This window comes from Limimaricola pyoseonensis (assembly GCF_900102015.1).
Classification (GTDB): domain Bacteria; phylum Pseudomonadota; class Alphaproteobacteria; order Rhodobacterales; family Rhodobacteraceae; genus Limimaricola; species Limimaricola pyoseonensis.
Genome location: NZ_FNAT01000002.1, coordinates 630,755 through 649,784, shown reverse-complemented (window position 1 = coordinate 649,784; position 19,030 = coordinate 630,755). Strand labels below are relative to the sequence as shown.

The following is a 19,030-nucleotide window of genomic DNA, read 5'->3' as shown; positions in this document are numbered from 1 at the left end:
CGCCATGTCGCATCGCCGGGGGGCCGGGGGCAAGAGCGGCCCGCGCCCGTGTCAGACCAGGACTCAGACCCAGGCCAGCAGCCGCGATTGCAACCGCTCGACCCGCTCGCGCAACAGGTCGGGCAAATCGCCCGGCCGCGGCGCGTCGAGCAGGGTGGACAGCCACGCCTCGGGCGGCGCCTTGACCCGCCTCTGTCCCGGCCAGTCGAGCCCGGCCAGAACCGCGCGCGCCCGCATGGGCAGCGGCACGTCCAGGTCCCGCCCCGACAGCTCGCCCCAGACCGCGGTCCAGAGCCGCCCGACGCTCCACGGGTTGTAGCCGCCGCCACCGAGCACGAGGAAGCGCGGCGAAAGCGGCCGCAGCCCGCGCAGCACGCCCAGATGCGCGTGGCCCGACATGGCGAGCCGCGATTGCGGGTCTTCCAGAAGCGCGTCGGCCCCGCATTGCAGCACCACCGCGTCGGGGCGGAAGGCGGCGACTGCGGGCAGGATCACCGCGTCGCGCGCCAGCGCCATCGCGTCGTCGCCGAGCCCCGATGGGATCGGCAGGTTGAACACCTGCCCCGCGCCCTTGTCGCCCAGCGCGCCGGTGCGCGGCCAGCGGTTCTCCTCATGCGTCGAGACCAGCAGCGTGTCGGGGTCGTTCGCGAAGGCCGCCTCGACGCCGTCGCAGTGATGCGCGTCGATGTCGACATAGGCCACGCGTTTCGCGCCATGTGCCTTCAGCGACAGGATCGCGAAGACCGGGTCGTTGAGATAGCAGAAACCGTTGGCCCGGTCGGGCAGGCCGTGATGCGTGCCGCCGCCCGGCAGGTGGATCACGCCGCCCTCGCGCAGCAATTCGCCCGCCAAGAGCGCGCCGCCGACGCCGGTGGCGGGGCGGCGATACATCTCGGGAAAGACCGGGTTGGAATGGCTGCCGAGGTGGTGGCGTTCGCGCACCTCCTCGCTCACCTCCTGCGTGGTTTCGGCCGCGACCAGCGCGGCGATATATTCGGGGGTGTGGAAGCCGTGCAGAGCGGCCGGCTTGGCGCGCGGGCTGGGCAGGTAGAGGTCGTCGGGCAGCCAGCCCAGCGCCCGGGCGAGGTCCATCACCGTCGAGACCCGCGGCACCCGCAGCGGGTGCCGCGAGCCGTAGCTCGACCCGCGGTAGATGTTGGCCCCGATGAACCGCGCCCTGCCCGCCATGCCGTCTCCCATGCCCGTCGTCCCGCGTCCCGTCCCGAGATAGCACGGCACGCGGCGCGGCCAGCCCGGCAGCCTGCCGCAGCCGCGCCGTTTCGCCGCGAAACGCCGCGCCGCGGCCGAACCACCCACCGGATGCGGCCTTCGTGCCACCGCGCCGGGCCGCGTGATCGGGCGTGCTTTGCATCCGGCGCGGCGGCGACCTATCTGAAGTTCATCCATCGGGGCTTTCGACATGATCCGCTACGACCTCACCTGCAAGAACGGCCACGCCTTCGACAGCTGGTTCGCCTCCGCGAGCGCCTATGACGCGCTGGAGAAGGCCGGGCAGCTGTCCTGCGCCGTCTGCGGCGACGCGCGGGTCACCAAGGCGCTGATGGCCCCGTCGGTGAAGGAAAGCGAGGCGCCGCGCCAGCCGCGCCGGCTGTCAGAGCCCGGCACGCCGCTCGAGCGCGCGATGGCCGAACTGAGGCGCAAGGTGGAGGCGAACTCCGACTATGTCGGCGACGCCTTCGCCCGCGAGGCCCGCGACATGCACGAGGGCCGCAGCCCCGAACGCGCGATCCACGGCGAGGCCAAGCCCGAGGAGGCGCGCCGCCTGATCGAGGACGGAATCCCGGTCGCCCCCCTGCCCTTCGCGCCGCGCCGTCGCACGAACTGAGCCGCCGGACATTGCCCTCGCGTCCCCCCCTCGCTATGAGGACGCCGGAATCTGCGCGGGGGAAAGCATGTCGGTCCTGGTGATGAAATTCGGTGGCACCTCGGTCGCCACGCTCGACCGGATCCACCGGGCCGCGAAACGCGTGGCCGTCGAGGTGGCCAAGGGCCACGACGTGATAGTCATCGTCTCGGCCATGGCCGGCAAGACTAACGAGCTGGTCGGCTGGGTCAACGAGACCTCGCCGATGTACGATGCGCGCGAATACGACGCCGTCACCTCATCGGGCGAGAACGTCACCGCCGGGCTGATGGCGCTGCGCCTGCAGGAAATGGACGTGCCGGCGCGCAGCTGGCAGGGCTGGCAGGTGCCGGTGCGCACCACCAGCGCGCATGGCGCGGCGCGGATCGAGGAGATCCCGACCGACAACATCACCGCCAAGTTCGGCGAGGGCATGCGCGTGGCCGTGGTCGCGGGCTTCCAGGGCGTGAGCCCGGAGGGCCGGATCACCACGCTGGGGCGCGGCGGCTCCGACACCACCGCGGTCGCCTTCGCCGCCGCCTTCGGCGCGGTGCGCTGCGACATCTACACCGACGTGGACGGGGTCTACACCACCGACCCGCGGATCTGCGACAAGGCGCGCAAGCTCGACCGCATCGCCTTCGAGGAGATGCTGGAACTGGCCTCTCTCGGGGCCAAGGTGCTGCAGACCCGCTCGGTCGAGCTGGCGATGCGCTACAAGGTGAAGCTGCGCGTGCTGTCGAGCTTCGAGGAACAGTCCGACGAGGCCGGAACGCTCGTCTGCGACGAGGAGGATATCATGGAAAGCAACGTGGTCGCCGGGGTCGCCTATTCGCGCGACGAGGCCAAGATGACGCTCATCTCCGTGGCCGACCGGCCCGGCATCGCCTCGGCGATCTTCGGGGCGCTGGCCGATGCCGGCGTCAACGTCGACATGATCGTGCAGAACATCTCGGAGGAGGGGCGCACCGACATGACCTTCTCCTGCCCCAACGACCAGGTGCTGCGCGCCGAGAAGGCGGTGGCCGCCGCCAAGGAGCGCGGCGAGCTGCGCTTCCACGACCTCGTCACCGACACCGACGTGGCCAAGGTCTCGGTGGTGGGCATCGGCATGCGCAGCCACACCGGCGTCGCCGCCGACATGTTCAAGGCGCTCGCCGCCGAGGGGATCAACATCAAGGTCATCACCACCTCAGAGATCAAGATTTCCGTGCTGATCGACCGGAAATACATGGAACTCGCGGTGCAGGCCCTGCATGATGCCTTCGGGCTGGACAAGGCCGCCTGACCGGGACCACTCCCCCCGGCACGGGCGGCGGGAAGAGGGCGGCGATGGCCGATCGACTGGTGGAATCCGAAAGCCGCAAGCTTCTGGGTCGGCTCTCGGCCGTGATGGCCGAGGGCGGCGCCGGCCAGGCGCGGCTCGACCGCATCGTCGGGCTGATCGCCTCGTCGATGAAGACCGAGGTCTGCTCGATCTACCTGTTCCGTGACGCCGACACGCTCGAGCTCTGCGCCACCGAGGGCCTCAAGCCCGAGGCCGTGCACCAGACCCGGATGCGGCTGGGCGAGGGTCTCGTGGGGCGCACCGCCCGCACGCGACAGGTGGTCAACACCGCCGACGCCCCGGCCGAGCCGGGCTTTCGCTACATGCCCGAGACCGGCGAAGAGCGCTATTCGAGCTTCTGCGGCGTGCCGATCCAGCGGCTGGGCGAGCCGATGGGCGTGCTCGTGGTGCAGTCGAAATCGGCGCGCCAGTTCACCACCGACGAGGTTTACGCGCTCGAGGTGGTGGCGATGGTGCTCGCGGAGATGACCGAGCTCGGCGCCTTCGTCGACACCGGCGCGGCGCTCTCGGCCCGCCACCAGCAGGCGGTGATGTTCCGCGGCACCACCGGGCAGGAGGGCGCGGCCGAGGGCCGGGTCTGGCTGCACGAGCCGCGCGTCGTCGTCACCAACCCGATCGCCGAGGACCCGGCGGTGGAGGTGCAGCGCCTGCGCGACGCGGTGGACGAGCTGCGCGTCACGGTCGACGACCTGCTCTCGGGCGCGGCCACCGCCAACCCCGACCAGGTGCAGGTGCTCGAGACCTACCGCATGTTCGCCAATTCGCGCAGCTGGATGCGGCGCATGGAGGAGGACATCGAGAGCGGCCTCTCGGCCGAGGCCGCGGTCGAGAAGGAGCAGTCGCTGGCGCGCTCGCGCATGAACCGCTCGGGCGACCACTACATGCGCGAGCGGCTGTCGGATCTCGACGACCTGTCGAACCGGCTCTTGCGCATCCTCACCGGCCAGGGCCGCGACACCGGCGCCGAGATGCCGGAGAACCCGGTGCTGGTCGCGCGCAACATCGGGCCCGGCGAGCTCCTGGAATACGGCAAGAAGCTCAAGGGCATCGTGCTCGAGGACGGATCGGTCGGCAGCCATGCCGCGATCGTGGCGCGGGCCTGGGCGATCCCGCTAGTGATCCATGCCAAGAACATCACCTCCGAGGCGCTGAACGGCGACGTGATCCTGGTCGACGGCGACCAGGGCGCGGTGCATCTGCGCCCCGAGGAGACGGTGAAGACCGCCTTCCGCGACAAGATCGCGATGCAGGCGCGCGCGCTCGAGCGCTACGCCTCGATCCGCGACCTGAAGGCCGAGGCGCTGTGCGGCACCACCGTGTCGCTGCACATGAATGCCGGGCTGATGGCCGACCTGCCCTCGCTCAAGGGGTCGGGCGCCGAGGGGGTCGGGCTGTTCCGCACCGAGCTGCAGTTCCTGATCCGCAACAAGATGCCCAAGCGCGCCGAGCTGTCGGCGCTCTATGCGCGGGTGATGGATTCGGCCGACGGCAAGCGCGTCGCCTTCCGCACGCTCGACATCGGCTCGGACAAGGTGCTGAGCTACATGAAGCCCAATGACGAGCCGAACCCGGCGATGGGCTGGCGCGCGATCCGGGTCGGGCTCGACAAGCCGGGCGTGCTCCGGATGCAGCTGCAGGCGCTGATCCGCGCCGCCAATGGCCGGCCGCTATCGGTGATGTTTCCCTTCATCGCCCAGCCCTCGGAGTTCCGCACCGCGCGGGCCGAGTTCGACAAGGCGATGGAGCGCGAGCGGATCCTCGGCCACCCGCTGCCCGAGACGGTCGAGGTCGGCGCGATGCTCGAGACGCCCAGCCTCGCCTGGGCGCCCGACAGCTTCTTCCACGAGGTCGACTTCCTCTCGGTCGGCGGCAACGATCTCAAGCAGTTCTACTTCGCCGCCGACCGCGAGAACGAGCGGGTGCGCCGGCGCTACGACACGCTCGACGTGAGCTTCATGTCCTTCCTCGACCACATCCTCGCCCGGGCCCGCTCGGCCGGGACGCCGGTGTCGTTCTGCGGCGAGGATGCCGGCCGGCCGATGGAGGCGCTCTGCCTCGCGGCGCTGGGCTTCCGCACGCTGTCGATGCGGCCGGCCTCGGTCGGGCCGGTCAAGCACCTGATCCGGCACTGCAACCTCGAGACGCTGCGCTCGGTGATCGACGAATCCCGCGCCGCCGGCGACGAATCGGTCCGCCCCGCCGTCACCAAGTGGCTGACCTCGCAGGGCTGGCTGATGTGACGCGGGCCGCTTGACACGGCGCTTTATATCCATAAATCCGGAAATATGGATATGAGGAACGCGCCGTGACCGACCTGCCCCATCTCGACCACGACCGGATGCCGCCGATCGACCCGGCGCTCTATGCCGCGCCCGGCGATCCCGGCCATGCGCCGCGCATCCTGATCCTCTACGGTAGCCTGCGCGAACGCTCCTATTCGCGCTTCGTCGCCGAAGAGGCGGCGCGGCTGCTGCGGCACTTCGGGGCCGAGGTGCGGATCTTCGACCCCGCCGGCCTGCCCCTGCCCGACGCCGCCCCCGAGGATCACCCCAAGGTGGCCGAGCTGCGCGAGCTGGCCGGCTGGTCCGAGGGCATGGTCTGGTCGAGCCCCGAGCGGCACGGCGCGATGACCGGCATCCTCAAGGCGCAGATCGATTGGATCCCGCTCTCGGTCGGCAGCGTGCGGCCGACGCAGGGCAAGACGCTGGCGCTGTGCCAGGTCAGCGGCGGCTCGCAGAGCTTCAACGCGCTCAACCAGATGCGGGTGCTCGGGCGCTGGATGCGGATGGTGACGATCCCGAACCAGTCCTCGGTCGCCAAGGCCTGGAGCGAGTTCGACGAGGCGGGGCGGATGAAGCCCTCGCCCTATTACAACCGGATCGTCGACGTCATGGAGGAGCTGGTGAAGTTCACCTACATGACCCGCGGCCGCCCCGCCCTGACCGACCGCTATTCCGAGCGGGTCGAGACGGCGGCGGAGCTGTCGAAGCGGGTGAACACCGCAGGCATCTAGAACCGGCGGCGCGGCATGCGGCGGCGTGCCAGCGCGTCGTGGAAGGCGTCGAGCACCTGCTCGTCGCCATGCGCGCGCGCCAGCCGTCGCAGCCCGAAATGCACGTGCGCCACCTCGACGTAGTAGTCGATGAAGGCGTAGTTCGTGCCCGCCCCCGCGGCCGCGCCGAGGATCGGCACCGCCTGGCCCGCGAGCTTCTGGCCCAGCACGGCCGCGAAGCGCGGCGCGACCTTGGCGATCAGCCGGTTGACGGCGACGCCAGAGAGCCCCAGCCGCGCGCCGAGAAAGGCGGTGTCGATGCCCTCGTCGCCTTCGCCCGGCCCGCCGGCGCCGAAGACGCGCAGGCATTCGGCGCGGGTCTCGGGGCTTGCCGGGTCCTCGCCGTATTGCGCGGCCACGCCCTGCACGGCGCGGAAGATCATCGTCGTGGCCACCGGCAGCTCGGCCAGCGCCGTGGTCATGCCGCCGATCCCGCCCAGCGCGCCCGACAGCGTCGCCATCGCCCGGTGCGCCCGGTCCGAGCCGAAGCGCGCCTCGAGCGCGGCGGCGCCGGGGCCGCGCGACCGGCTGGCGAGGTCGTAGCTGCGCGCCAGCGCGCCGCGCGCGGCCGCCTCGACCCGCTTGCGGGCGGGCGGCGGCATCAGCTTCAGCCCGTGCTCGACCCGGTCGCCCGCGAGGTTGATGATCCGCATCAGCGCGCCGCCGGCCCGCGCCTGCCGCGCGGCCAGCGCGCCGATCTGCTCGCGCGCCTCGGCGCTGAGCGGCGCGGGCGGGTGTTCGGGATTGATTTCCTTGATGCGGTGCGGGCTCATGCCCGGAAAAATGGTGCGCTCCGCGCGGCTTTTCAATCTCCGGCGCGCAGGACTTCGCCGCTCACCCCGCCCCAGGCGCCGTCCTCGAGCGCGATGCCCAGCACCCGCTCGGGGTTGGTCGGCGGCGGCATGGTCACGCCTTCGAGCCGCGAGAAGCCGAAGCGCCCGTAATAGGGCGCGTCGCCCACCAGCAGCATCCGGGGGTGGCCGTCGGCGCGGGCGCGCTCGATCACGTCGAGGATCAGCAGCCCGCCCAGGCCCTCGCCCTGCCGGGTCGGGTGGACGGCCACGGGGCCGAGCAGCAGGGCCGGAACGCTGCCGACCCGGACCGGCCATGTGCGGATCGCGCCGGCCACCTCGCCGGCGCGGCCCCGCGCGACGAGGCAGAGCCGCGCGACCTTGGCCACGCCGTCGCGCAGCCGGTAGGAGGACAGCGCCTCGCGCCCGGGCGCGAAGCACAGGTCGTAGAGCGCCTCGACCTCCCAGTGATCCTCTGCCCGCTCCTGCGCGATCTCGGCCATCCGCCCCTCCCTGCCCGGGTCCTTCCCGGCGGCGCACGCGCCGCGCGCGCGGCCTAGCATGGCGGATCGGCGGTGCAAACCGCCGCTCTGGACCCGGCCGCCCCGCCTCGCTACCCATGCGGCGACCAAGGAGGAGTTCCCGCATGTTCTACCGCCCCGAGGATGGCCACGGCCTGCCGCACAACCCGTTCAACGCCATCGTCTCGCCGCGTCCCATCGCCTGGGTCTCGACCCGCGGCAGCGACGGCAGCGAGAACCTCGCCCCCTACTCCTTCTTCAACGCCGTGGCCTACGTGCCGCCGCAGGTGATGTTCGCCTCGACCTCGGCCAAGTCCGACCGCGACTGGTCGAAGGACACCATGTTCAACATCCGCGAGACGGAGCAGTTCTGCGTCAACATCGTCGAATACGCGGCGCGCGACGTGATGAACGTGAGCTCCGGCCCCTGGCCCAAGGAAGAGGACGAGTTCGCCAAGGCCGGGATCGAGCGCGCGGAGTGCCAGACCATCGCCTGTTCGCGCGTGGCGAATGCACCGGCCTCGCTCGAATGCCGGCTGGTGAAGATCGTCGAGCTGGAGGGCGAGCACAACTTCATGGCCATCGGCGAGGTGACCGGCGTGCACATGCGCGACGACTGCATCGTCGAGGGCCGCTTCGACGTGACCACCTTCCAGCCGCTCGCCCGCCTCGGCTACCGCGACTATGCCCGCGTGACCGAGCTCTTCAGCCTGACCCGCCCCGGCCAGTAAGCGCGAAGGGGCGGCCCGACCGGACCGCCCCTCGCGACATCACCCCCGAAGACGCGCATGGCCCCGCGGCCATGCGGGCGGGCCTTCAGTGCCCGCCGCCCAGCGCGCCGGGCTGCACGTCGTAATCCACCGCGACGCCGTAGGCCGGGTCGTCGTCGCTCTCGACCACGAGCTGGCCCGCGCGGCGCAGGAGCGCGTGGCAGTCGGGCGAGAGGTGGCGCAGCACCAGCCGCTTGCCGGCATTGGTGTAGCGCTCGGACATGGTCTCGATCGCGGCCAGCGCCGACTGGTCGGCGACGCGGCTGTTCTCGAAATCGACGATCACGTGGTCGGGGTCGTTCTCGACCTGGAACAGCTCGGAGAAGCCGTCGGCCGAGCCGAAGAACAGCGGCCCCTGCACCTGGTAGACCTTGGCGCCGTCATCGGTGCGGTAGGTGCGCGCGCCGATCCGGGTGGCGTTCTGCCAGGCATAGGCCAGCGCCGAGACGATCACGCCCGCGACCACCGCGGTGGCGAGGTCGGTGAAGACGGTGATCACCGTTACCAGCACGATCACCACGCTGTCGACGCGCGGCACGCGGCGCATCACCCGGAAGGTGTTCCAGGCGAAGGTGCCGATCACCACCATGAACATCACGCCGACCAGCGCGGCGAGCGGGATCTGCTCGATCACCGGGGCGGCGAAGAGGATGAAGCACAGCAGGAAGATCGCGGCCGAGGCGGCGGCGAGGCGGGTGCGCCCGCCCGAGGAGACGTTGATCATCGACTGGCCGATCATCGCGCAGCCGCCCATGCCGCCGAAGAAGCCGGTCACCACGTTGGCCACGCCCTGCGCCACGCATTCCTGGCTGGCGCCGCCCCGCTTGCCGGTGATCTCGGAGACGAGGTTCAGCGTCAGCAGGCTCTCGATCAGGCCGATCGCGGCGAGGATCGCGGCGTAGGGGAAGATGATGCCCAGCGTCTCGAGGTTGAGCGGCACCATCGGGATCGAGAACTCGGGCAGCCCGCCGGAAATCTGCGCGAGGTCGCCCACCCGCGGCACCGGCAGGCCGAGGCCGATCACCAGCGCGGCGACGATGCCGATCGCGGCGAGCGGCGCCGGGATCGCCTTGGTGAAGCGCGGCATGATCCAGATGATGAACATCGTCACCCCGACCAGCGCCAGCATCAGCACCAGCGGGATGCCCGACAGGTAGCCGCCGGTGGCCGGGTCGTGGAACTGCTCGAGCTGCGACAGGCCGATGACGATGGCCAGGCCGTTGACGAAGCCCAGCATCACCGGGTGCGGCACCAGCCGCATGAACTTGCCGAGCTTGAACACCCCGGCGAGAACCTGCAGCACCCCCATCAGCACCACGGTGGCGAAGAGATACTCGACCCCGTGCTCGGCCACGAGGCTGACCATGACCACCGCGAGCGCGCCGGTCGCGCCCGAGATCATGCCCGGCCGGCCGCCGATCAGCGCGGTGATCAGGCCGACGAGGAAGGCCGCGTAGAGCCCGACCAGCGGGTTGACCCCGGCGACGAAGGCGAAGGCCACCGCCTCGGGCACCAGCGCCAGCGCCACCGTGAGACCGGAGAGGATCTCGGTCTTGTAGGCCGGTGCGCTCTTGGGCAGCGCCGGGGCGTTGTCGGAAGAGACGGCATTGGCCAGCACGGCCAGAGGTGATCGGCTCATCGGCTCACTTTCGCTGATGCGGGGTCGGGATGCGGTAGGGGGCATAGCCCGTCGCGGCCCGTGACGAAACCCGCAATCGGCGCATGCGGGCCGCAGCGGGGCTTTTCGTCGTCCCGCGGCGCGCATAGCGGTTTTGCAATCCGGCCGAAGGCGCCTATTAGGACGGGTTCTCGGCCAAGCCGGGGATTCGATCCATGCCGGGCGGCGCCCCTGCCCGGGACCGAAAAGACCGAGGAGCCCTCGAATGGCCCATGTGACCGACTACATCCGCACCATCCCCGACTTCCCGCATGAGGGCATCCTGTTCCGGGACGTGACCACGCTCTTCGCCGACCGCGACGGGCTGCGGCTCGCGATCGAGGGGCTGGTCGAGGCCTGCGAGGGGCTGCAGATCGACACGGTCGCCGGGCTCGAGGCGCGCGGCTTCATCCTGGGCGGCGCGCTGGCCGACCGGCTGGGCACCGGCTTCGTGCCGATCCGCAAGAAGGGCAAGCTGCCCGGCCGCACCATCGGCCAGAGCTACAAGCTCGAATACGGCGAGGCCGAGGTCGAGCTGCATGACGACGCGCTGCATCAGGGCCAGAAGGTGCTGCTGGTCGACGACCTGCTGGCCACGGGCGGCACTGCCGAGGCCGGGATCAAGCTGATCGAGCGGCTCGGCGCCGAGGTGGTGGCCTGCGCCTTCATCATCGACCTGAAGGACCTCGGCGGCCGCAAGCTGCTGGAAGGCCTCGGCCACCGGGTCGAGGCGCTCTGCGCCTATGAGGGCGCCTGACGCCCCTCCAACCCGAGAAGGACGAGAGGGCGCCCTGCCCTCTCGACCGGAAGCCCGCTCTCAGCCCCGCAGCACCGCGCCGGGGTTGAGGATGCCATGCGGGTCGAGCGCGGCCTTGATCGCGCGCATCATCGAAAGCTTGGCCGGGTCGCCGTAACGCTCGAGGTCGCCGACCTTGAGCCGGCCGATCCCGTGCTCGGCGCTGACCGAGCCGCCGAAGCCATGCGCGAGGTCGTGCACCAGTTCCTTCACCTTCGCGCGGATATGCTCGTAGTCCTCGCGCGAGCGGCCCTTGGGCGGAAAGACGTTGTAGTGCAGGTTGCCGTCGCCCAGATGGCCGAAGCAGTTGATCCGCACGTCGCCCAGCGCCCGCAGCGCAGGGCCGCCCTCGGCGATGAAGTCGGGCACGCTGGAGAGCGGCACCGAGATGTCGTGCGAGGAGATCGAGCCGATCCGGCGGTTGGCCTCGGGGATCGTCTCGCGCACCGCCCAGAGCGCCGCGGCCTGGCTCTCGGACGAGGCGATCACGCCGTCCTCCGACAGCCCCGCCTCGACCGCGGCCTCGAAGATCGCGGTCAGGCTGTCTTCCGGCGACAGCCCCTCGGGCAGGCCCAGCTCGACCAACACCATCCAGTCGGGCAGCGGGTCGAGCGGCACGCGCGGCTCGAGCCCGGTCTCGGCCAGGAACTCCGGCCCCTGCCGGTGGATCAGCTCGAAGGCGGTAACGTTGTCGCCCACCCGGTCGCGCGCCAGCGCCAGAAGGTCGAGCGCGGCGCGCGGCGAGGCCACCTGGAACAGCGCCGTGCCCGACGCCGCCGGAACCGGCGCCATGCGCAGCGCCGCGGCGGTGATGATGCCAAGCGTGCCCTCGGCGCCGATCATCAGGTCGCGCAGGTCGTAGCCGGTGTTGTCCTTGTAGAGACGCGTCAGCCCGTGCCAGACCTCGCCCTGCGCCGTCACCACTTCGAGCCCGAGGCACTGGGCGCGGGCGTTGCCGTAGCGCAGCACGTTCAGCCCGCCGGCATTGGTCGCGAGCAGCCCGCCGATCCGGGCCGACCCCTCGGAGGCCAGAGACAGCGGGAACATCCGCCCCGCCTCGCGCGCCGCCGACTGGATGTTGGCGAGGATCGCGCCGCCCTCGGCCACCAGCACGTTCTCGGACGGGTAGACGTCGCGGATGCGGTCCATCCGCGCGAGCGACAGGATCACCGGCGTCGCGCCCTCCTGCATCACCTGCCCGCCCACCAGCCCGGTGCCGCCGCCATGCGGCACCACGCCGACGCGCGCCTCGTGGCAGGCCCTGAGGATGGTCGCGACCTCCTCGGTCGAGCCCGGGGCGAGCAGCAGACCCGTCCCGGTGTAGCGGCCGCGCGGCTCCTGCAGGTGCTCGGGGCCGGCCTCGCGGAACGCAGCCTCGGGCAGCCGGTCGCGCAGAGTGTCGATGAATTCGGTGGTGGCGGGGTTCAGCATGGTCCTCCTCTCACCCGGCTTCGGCCCGGCCGCGCCGGTCGCGTCTCAGATTGGCGTAGAGCACGTGGTTGCGCCAGCGCCCGGCGATCTGCAGGTAGCTTTGCGCGACACCCTCGTACTTGTAGCCGCAACTTTCCAGCAGTCGACGCGACGGCGTGTTCTCGGGCAGGCAGCCGGCCTCGATGCGGCTGAGATCCATCACCGTGAAGGCATGATGCACCAGCGCCTGGACGGCCTCGCGCATGTAGCCGTGCCGGGCGAAGGGCGCGCCGATCCAGTAGCCGGTGGTGCCGGCCTGCGCCGGCCCGCGGCGGATGTTGTCGAGCGTGATCGCGCCCAAGAGCATCTGGTCGGCGCGGCGGACCAGGAACAGCGGCAGCGCCGTGCCCTGGGCCACCGACCGCTGCGCCCAGTAGACCCGGTTGGTGAAGGCGCGCCGGGTCAGGTGGTCGGGCGCCCATGTGGGCTCCCACGGGGTCAGGAAGGCCGCGGAATCCTCGCGCAGCGCGGCCCAGGCCCGGAAATCGGCATGCACCGGCGGGCGCAGGGTCAGGCGCTCGGTCTCGAGCTGCACCCGCCGCCGCTGGCCGAGCATCAGGCGGCGAGCCTTTCCTTCAGCTCCGCGAGATGCGGCGCCTTCTCGGCCGGGCCGTAGAGCGCGACGGCGCTGGCCGCCTCCGCCGTCGCCCGGCCGGCGAAGTCGCGGACCTGCTCGGGCGTCACGGCATCGATCTTCTCGACCGTCTCGTCGACGTCGGGCACCCGCCCCCAGATCGCCAGCATCCGGGCCAGGCGTTCGCAGCGGTTCGACGGGCTCTCGAGCCCCATCAGCATCCCCGCCTTGAGCTGGGCACGGGCGCGGTCCACCTCGGCGGCCGACATGTCGTCGGCGGCGCGGCGCATCTCGTCCATGGTCAGCCGGGCGAGGTCGCCGATCTCCTCGGCCGAGGTGCCGGCATAGATGGTGGTCATGCCGGTGTCCTCATAGGCGCCGGCCTGCGCAAAGATGGTGTAGCACAGGCCGCGATCCTCGCGGATCTTCTGGAACAGCCGCGAGGACATGCCGCCGCCGAGCGCGATCGCGTAGAGCTGCGCGGCGTAGATCGAGGGGTCGCGGTAATGCGGACCCTCGAGCGCCATCGCGAAATGCACCTGCTCGAGCGGCTTGATCACACGGCGCTCGCCGCCGAGGAAGCGGGCCGGCGGCTGCACCGGCGCGGTGACCCGCGGCGCGAGCCCGCCGAAGAGCCGCTCCGCCGCCGCGACGATGGCGTCGTGATCGACGTCGCCCGCCGCCGAGAGGATCAGCTGGCCGGGGCCGTAATGCGCCTGCGTGAAGGCGGCGAGGTCGGCGCGGCTGAAGCGCTGCACCCGCTCGGCGGGGCCGAGGATGGTGCGCCCGAGCGGCTGGCCCGGATAGGCCTCTTCCTGCAGCCAGTCGAAGATGATGTCGTCCGGCGTGTCGAGCGCCTGGCCGATCTCCTGCAGGATCACGCCGCGCTCGACCTCGATCTCCTCCTCGGAGAAGACCGGGTTCAAGAGGATGTCCGAGATCACGTCGAGCGCGAGGTCGACGTCCTGCCCCAGCACGCGGGCGTAGTAGGCGGTCATCTCGCGCGAGGTGTAGGCGTTGATGTAGCCGCCGACATCCTCGATCGCCTCGGCGATCTGCAGCGCCGAGCGCCGCGCCGTGCCCTTGAACGCCATGTGCTCGAGGAAATGCGCGATGCCGTTCTGCTCCTCGGTCTCGTGCCGGCCGCCGGCAAGCACCCAGATGCCGATCGAGGCCGATTGCAGGCCGGGCATCCGTTCGGTGGCGATGCGGAAGCCGTTGGGCAGGGTATGGAGACGGACACTCACCGCGCGATCTTCTCCCGGATGACGGATTGCAGGGCGGCGAGGTCGGCCTCGACCCGCGTCACCCGCTCCTCGCGCTCATACAGCCCCGCCATGCGCGGGGGAAGGGGCGGGCGGATGGTGGTGGCGGCCTCGACCGCGTCGGGGAACTTGGCGGGGTGCGCGGTGGCGAGCGTCACCATCGGGTTGGCGCCGAGATGCGCCTCGGCCACGTGCACGCCCACCGCCGAATGCGGGCAGAGCAGCTCGCCGGTCTGGTCGTGGACGCGGCGGATCGTGGCGCGGGTCTCCTCTTCCGAGGCGCGGCCCGAGGCGAAGCTCTCGCGCAGGCGGCCGATCGCGCCCTGGCTCACCGCGAAGCCGCCCTGCCCCTTCAGCTCCTCCATGAGCTGCGCCACCGCCGCGCCGTCGCGGCCATAGGCATCCCACAGCGCCCGCTCGAAGTTCGACGACACCTGGATGTCCATCGAGGGGCTGATCGTCGGCGTCACGCCGGACTTGCGATGCTCGCCGCTCTCCATGGTGCGGTGCAGGATGTCGTTGCGGTTGGTGGCGATCACCAGCCTGCCGATCGGCAGGCCCATGCGGCGTGCGATGTCGCCCGCGTAGATGTCGCCGAAATTGCCGGTGGGCACCGTGAAGTCGATCTCGCGATGCGGCGCGCCGAGGCTCGTGGCGGCGGAGAAGTAGTAGACCACCTGCGCCAGCACCCGGCCCCAGTTGATCGAGTTCACCCCCGCGAGACGCACCTCGTCGCGGAAGGCGAAGTCGTTGAACATGTCCTTCAGCGCGGCCTGGCAGTCGTCGAAATCGCCGGTCACGGCGAGGGTGTGGACGTTCTCCTCCGACGGCGTCGTCATCTGCCGGCGCTGCACCTCGGAGATGCGCTCATGCGGGTAGAGGATCACCACGTCGACATTGGCGAGGCCGCGGAACGCCTCGATCGCCGCCGAGCCGGTGTCGCCGCTGGTCGCGCCAACGATGGTGATCCGCTCGCCCGAACGCTCGAGCGAGGCCTGGAACAGCTGGCCGATCAGCTGCATGGCGAAGTCCTTGAAGGCCAGGGTCGGCCCGTGGAACAGCTCCATGAGGTGATGGTTCGGGCCGAGCTGAACGAGCGGCGCGCGCGCCGGATGCGCGAAGGCGGCGTAGGCCCTGGCGATAAGCTCGCGGAACTCGACATCGGTGAAGGCGTCGCCGATGAAGGGCCGCATCACGGCGAAGGCCACCTCCTCGTAGTCGCGCCCGGCCAGCGCCGCGATCTCGTCGCGGGACATCTGCGGGATGGTCTCGGGCACGTAGAGCCCGCCGTCGCGCGCGAGGCCGGTCAGCATCGCCTCCTCGAAGGAAAGGCTCGGGGCCTGGCCGCGGGTCGAGACGTAGCGCATGGGTCAGTCCTTCGGGCTCGGGGCGCGGGCGGCGCGCCACAGGAAGATGCCGGTCATCGCGGTCCAGACGGCGGCCAGCGAGAACCAGGTGATGGCGTAGCCGAGGTGGTCGTTCGGCACGGCGGCGCTGTCAAGCGGGATGGGCCGCGTGCCGACAGGCGGCGCGATCCGCCGCGCCACCAGCAGCATCGGCTCGGTGCCGAGCGCGACCGCCATCTGCCCGACCTCTCGGGCGTACCAGATGTTCTCGGCGGTGTCGGCCGGCGGGGTCCATTCGTCGGCTTCCTGCGGCCAGTGCAGGTTGCCGGTGATCATCACCTCGTCGGTGGCGCGCGGCGCCGTCTTCTCGGCCAGCGGCACGAAGCCGAGATCGGCCATGACGCGGCGCCGGCCGGTGTCGAGCACGGCGATCACCCGGTAGCCCGGCCCGTCGGCCGAGCTCAGCACGTGCACCTCCTCGCCGGTGAGCCGCCCCTCGGCCACGACCGGCAGGTAGCGCTGCGCCAGCGGATCCGGCGCGGCGACGCCCGAAAGCGGCACCGGCGCGGCGCCGATCCGGGCGTCGATCTCCTCGAGGATCGCGGTCTTCCACTCCAGCCGCTGCATCTGCCAGACCCCGAGGGACAGCAGAACCAGGCAGCCCAGCAGGCCCATGATCGCGAATGGCAGCAAGCGGCGCATGTCAGGTCCCGTCAAAACGAAAGGACGCGCGAGAGGGCCCGCGCGTCCTTGATCCGTGGGGCGTCGGTCGCGGCCCGAAGGCCGCGCGGGCTCAGCTGCCCCAGACGTAGATCGCGAAGAACAGGAACAGCCAGACCACGTCGACGAAGTGCCAGTACCAGGCCGCCGCCTCGAAGCCGACATGCTTGTTCTGGGTGAAGTGGCCGCTCTGCAGCCGCAGCAGGCAGACCGCGAGGAAGATCGTGCCGATGATCACATGCGCGCCGTGGAAGCCGGTCGCCATGAAGAAGATGCCGCCATAGACGTTGCCGCCGAAGGTGAACGGGGCCTCGAAGTATTCCAGCGCCTGGAAGAAGGTGAAGATCACGCCGAGGCCGATCGCCAGCAGCAGGCCGTTGCGCATGTCCTTGCGGTTGTTCTCGTGCACCAGCGCGTGGTGCGCCCAGGTGGCGGCCGCGCCCGAGCACAGCAGGATCAGCGTGTTGATCAGCGGCAGGTGCCACGGGTCGAAGGTGGTGATGCCCTCGGGCGGCCAGACGCCGTCGACCGCGGGGCTCTGCGGGCCCATCGGGTAGAGCGCGTTCTTGAAGAAGGCCCAGAACCAGGCGACGAAGAACATCACCTCGGACATGATGAAGAAGATGAAGCCGTAGCGCAGGCCGATGCGCACCACCGGGGTGTGGTCGCCGGCGCGGCTTTCGCCGACCACGTCGGCCCACCAGGCGTACATCGAGTAGAGCACCGCGGCGAGACCGATCAGGAACAGCCAGGGGCCCGAGCCGTGCATCCAGGTGACGGCACCGAACAGCATCGCGAAGGCGCCGACGGCCGAGGTCAGCGGCCAGATGGACGGGGGCAGGATATGGTAGTCGTGGTTCTTCTCGTGCGCCATAGCGTCGGTCCCTCGGGCCTCTCGTTCAGTTCGTCTCTATCGCCTGCGTGGCGGGTGCTGTCAAAGACTCCGTGCCCGGCGACAGCGCGGCCGTCTCGGTGTCTTCGGGAAGGTCGATCTCGTAGAAGGTATAGCCCAGAGTGATCTCGTGGACATACTTGGCCTCGCGATCCTCGACGATCTCGGGATCGATGTAGAAGCTGACGGGCATCATCACCGTCTCGCCCGGCTGCAGCACCTGCTCGGTGAAGCAGAAGCATTCGATCTTCTGGAAATAGCCGCCCGCCGCATAGGGCGCGACGTTGTAGCTCGCCTGGCCGGCCACGGGCCGGTCGGTCGGGTTGTGCGCCTCGTAGAAGGCGAGGCCGGTCTCGCCGATCCTCACCTCCATCTCGCGCTCGACCGGCTTGAACTCCCACGGCATGTCGCGCTCGAGCGAGGCGTCGAAGCGCACGGTGATGGTCTGGTCGAGCACCGTGTCCGAGCCCGCCTCGGCCACCGCCGTGGCGCCGCCGAAGCCGGTGACGCGGCAGAACCAGCTGTAGAAGGGCACCGCCGCCCAGGCCAGGGCGCCCATCACCACCACCACGCCGACCGCCTGCAGGGCGGTGCGGCGCAGGTTGGCGTCGCGCCCGCCGCTCATTGGTCCGCCCCGGTGCCGGTCTCGGCCGGCTGGAAGGCCCGGTCGGCGCGCTCCAGGTCGACGATGTCGCCCAGGTTCAGCGTCTTGACCACGGTCAGGCCGAAGATCAGCCCGACGAAGGCCACCAGAAGCAGGCCGACGCCGAAGTTGCGGCCTTTGCGGCGGTGATGCAGTTCGTGTTCGACTTGCATGGTCATGTCTCCCTCAGGCCCCGAACAGCGCCGACAGGATCTGCCAGGAGCCGCCCCAGGGGCGCAGCGCCGCCTCGATCAGAAGCGCGCCGAAATGCAGGAACAGGTAGCCGAGCGAGATCTTGAAGACCTTCTTCTCGGCGGCGTAGCCATCGGCCTCGGCCGCGGTCTCGTCGCGGCGGAAGAGCTGCCAGGCCCCGGCGAGGAACTGCAGGTTCAGCACCGCGGCGACGGCAAGGTAGATCGGCCCGCCGATCGAGGTGAAGCCGAGCCCCAGCGCCACCGGAACGAGCAGCACGGTGTAGGCCAGGATGTGGCGGCGGGTCGAGCGGCGGCCATGGGTCTCGGTCAGCATCGGCACGCCGGCATCGCCGTAATCGGACTTCACGAACAGCGCCAGCGCCCAGAAATGCGGCGGCGTCCACATGAAGGTCAGCGCGAACATCAGCACGCTTTCGATCGCGATATCGCCGGTCGCGGCGGCCCAGCCGATCATCGGCGGGAAGGCCCCCGCTGCGCCGCCGATCACGATGTTCTGCGGCGTCGAGCGCTTGAGCCACATCGTGTAGATCACGGCGTAGAAGAAGATGGTGAAGGCCAGGAGCCCCGCGGCGAGCGGACCGGCGGCCAGGAACAGCACCACCACCGAGAAGCCCGACAGCGCGAGGCCCAGCGCCAGCGCGTCGCCCGGCGTGGTCTTGCCCGACGGGATCGGCCGGTTGCGGGTGCGGCGCATGATCGCGTCGATGTCGGCGTCCCACCACATGTTGAGCGCGCCCGAGGCGCCGCCGCCCACCGCGATGCACAGCACCACGACGAAGCCGAGGAAGGGGTGCACCGGCACCGGCGCCACGACCAGCCCCACGAGGGCGGTGAAGACCACGAGCGTCATGACGCGCGGCTTGAGCAGGGCGAAGTAGTCGCCGATCCCCGCCTCGGGGCGGCCCGCGAAGGGGGCGTCGGTCATGCTGGCATCGGTCATGCGGGCTCCCATCCGGCGGGCAGGTTCCGCCGTCGCTGGTGGCGCGGAGGCGGGGCGCTCCCCCGCCGGTGCGGCCGGGCGGTCCCGGCCGGTCGTCATGTCGGATCGCGGCGCGCAGGGCGCCGCCCCGGGCGGGCGCCTGCGCGCGCCGCCCCGCTATCGCGGT

General features: G+C 70.7%; 19 protein-coding genes. 6 read left to right on the top strand and 13 right to left on the bottom strand.

Annotation, left to right across the window (positions count from 1 at the left end; genetic code table 11):
* Positions 1–63 precede the first annotated feature (63 nt).
* Positions 64–1,188, bottom strand: coding sequence for an acetoin utilization protein AcuC (locus BLT43_RS06975; RefSeq protein ID WP_090111546.1), 1,125 nt, complete (start codon positions 1,186–1,188; stop codon positions 64–66).
* 232 nt (positions 1,189–1,420) lie between these two features.
* Here BLT43_RS06975 and BLT43_RS06970 point away from each other — a divergent pair, with 232 nt between their 5' ends.
* The 4 genes from BLT43_RS06970 (at position 1,421) to arsH (ending at position 6,225) form a co-directional block, all read left to right on the top strand.
* Complete coding sequence (locus tag BLT43_RS06970; RefSeq protein WP_090111308.1) at positions 1,421–1,846, top strand: DUF1178 family protein; 426 nt, start codon at positions 1,421–1,423, stop codon at positions 1,844–1,846.
* A gap of 67 nt (positions 1,847–1,913) precedes the next feature.
* On the top strand, positions 1,914–3,152 hold the full coding sequence (locus BLT43_RS06965) for an aspartate kinase (protein WP_090111306.1): 1,239 nt from the start codon (positions 1,914–1,916) through the stop codon (positions 3,150–3,152).
* A 44-nt stretch (positions 3,153–3,196) separates the two neighbouring features.
* Complete coding sequence (gene ptsP / locus BLT43_RS06960) at positions 3,197–5,452, top strand: phosphoenolpyruvate--protein phosphotransferase (protein WP_090111304.1); 2,256 nt, start codon at positions 3,197–3,199, stop codon at positions 5,450–5,452.
* Between the two features lie 65 nt (positions 5,453–5,517).
* Positions 5,518–6,225 (top strand): arsenical resistance protein ArsH, encoded by a 708-nt coding sequence (gene arsH, locus BLT43_RS06955; RefSeq protein WP_090111302.1) that lies wholly within the window; start codon positions 5,518–5,520, stop codon positions 6,223–6,225.
* Here the strand turns inward: arsH and BLT43_RS06950 are convergent.
* Positions 6,222–7,037 (bottom strand): EcsC family protein, encoded by an 816-nt coding sequence (locus tag BLT43_RS06950; protein ID WP_090111300.1) that lies wholly within the window; start codon positions 7,035–7,037, stop codon positions 6,222–6,224. The genes arsH and BLT43_RS06950 overlap by 4 nt on opposite strands.
* A gap of 32 nt (positions 7,038–7,069) precedes the next feature.
* On the bottom strand, positions 7,070–7,558 hold the full coding sequence (locus BLT43_RS06945) for a GNAT family N-acetyltransferase (protein WP_090111298.1): 489 nt from the start codon (positions 7,556–7,558) through the stop codon (positions 7,070–7,072).
* 143 nt (positions 7,559–7,701) lie between these two features.
* Here BLT43_RS06945 and BLT43_RS06940 point away from each other — a divergent pair, with 143 nt between their 5' ends.
* Entirely contained in the window at positions 7,702–8,307 is a 606-nt protein-coding gene (locus BLT43_RS06940; RefSeq protein ID WP_090111296.1) for a flavin reductase family protein, read from the top strand.
* A gap of 85 nt (positions 8,308–8,392) precedes the next feature.
* On the opposite strand, the gene BLT43_RS06935 is transcribed toward BLT43_RS06940, so the two are convergent.
* Positions 8,393–9,985, bottom strand: a complete 1,593-nt coding sequence (locus tag BLT43_RS06935; RefSeq protein ID WP_090111295.1) for a SulP family inorganic anion transporter — start codon at positions 9,983–9,985, stop codon at positions 8,393–8,395.
* Positions 9,986–10,229: 244 nt separating this feature from the next.
* Between BLT43_RS06935 and BLT43_RS06930 the strand changes: the two genes are divergently transcribed.
* Entirely contained in the window at positions 10,230–10,760 is a 531-nt protein-coding gene (locus BLT43_RS06930; RefSeq protein ID WP_090111293.1) for an adenine phosphoribosyltransferase, read from the top strand.
* A gap of 60 nt (positions 10,761–10,820) precedes the next feature.
* Here the strand turns inward: BLT43_RS06930 and BLT43_RS06925 are convergent, their stop codons facing one another.
* The 9 genes from BLT43_RS06925 to cyoE all read right to left on the bottom strand — a co-directional run bounded on the left by BLT43_RS06925 (position 10,821) and on the right by cyoE (position 18,864).
* Positions 10,821–12,230: an FAD-binding oxidoreductase gene (locus tag BLT43_RS06925; protein ID WP_090111291.1), complete on the bottom strand. Its 1,410-nt coding sequence runs from the start codon at positions 12,228–12,230 to the stop codon at positions 10,821–10,823.
* 10 nt (positions 12,231–12,240) lie between these two features.
* A complete protein-coding gene (locus BLT43_RS06920; RefSeq protein WP_090111290.1) occupies positions 12,241–12,825 on the bottom strand; it encodes a GNAT family N-acetyltransferase in 585 nt (194 codons plus the stop codon).
* Positions 12,825–14,090 (bottom strand): M16 family metallopeptidase, encoded by a 1,266-nt coding sequence (locus BLT43_RS06915; RefSeq protein WP_090111288.1) that lies wholly within the window; start codon positions 14,088–14,090, stop codon positions 12,825–12,827. Before BLT43_RS06915 ends, BLT43_RS06920 begins: the two co-directional genes overlap by 1 nt.
* Positions 14,087–15,475 carry a threonine synthase gene (gene thrC / locus BLT43_RS06910; protein ID WP_090111286.1) on the bottom strand — a complete coding sequence of 463 codons (1,389 nt, stop codon included), beginning with the start codon at positions 15,473–15,475 and terminating at the stop codon, positions 14,087–14,089. Before thrC ends, BLT43_RS06915 begins: the two co-directional genes overlap by 4 nt.
* 3 nt (positions 15,476–15,478) lie before the next feature.
* Positions 15,479–16,156, bottom strand: a complete 678-nt coding sequence (locus BLT43_RS06905; protein WP_090111284.1) for an SURF1 family protein — start codon at positions 16,154–16,156, stop codon at positions 15,479–15,481.
* 91 nt (positions 16,157–16,247) lie between these two features.
* Entirely contained in the window at positions 16,248–17,048 is an 801-nt protein-coding gene (locus tag BLT43_RS06900) for a cytochrome c oxidase subunit 3 (protein ID WP_090111282.1), read from the bottom strand.
* A 25-nt stretch (positions 17,049–17,073) separates the two neighbouring features.
* On the bottom strand, positions 17,074–17,691 hold the full coding sequence (locus BLT43_RS06895; protein ID WP_090111280.1) for a cytochrome c oxidase assembly protein: 618 nt from the start codon (positions 17,689–17,691) through the stop codon (positions 17,074–17,076).
* Positions 17,688–17,888 (bottom strand): hypothetical protein, encoded by a 201-nt coding sequence (locus BLT43_RS06890; RefSeq protein WP_165612556.1) that lies wholly within the window; start codon positions 17,886–17,888, stop codon positions 17,688–17,690. The genes BLT43_RS06895 and BLT43_RS06890 overlap by 4 nt, the downstream gene beginning before the upstream one ends.
* 7 nt (positions 17,889–17,895) lie before the next feature.
* Positions 17,896–18,864: a heme o synthase gene (gene cyoE / locus BLT43_RS06885; protein WP_090111278.1), complete on the bottom strand. Its 969-nt coding sequence runs from the start codon at positions 18,862–18,864 to the stop codon at positions 17,896–17,898.
* Between the last annotated feature and the right edge of the window lie 166 nt (positions 18,865–19,030).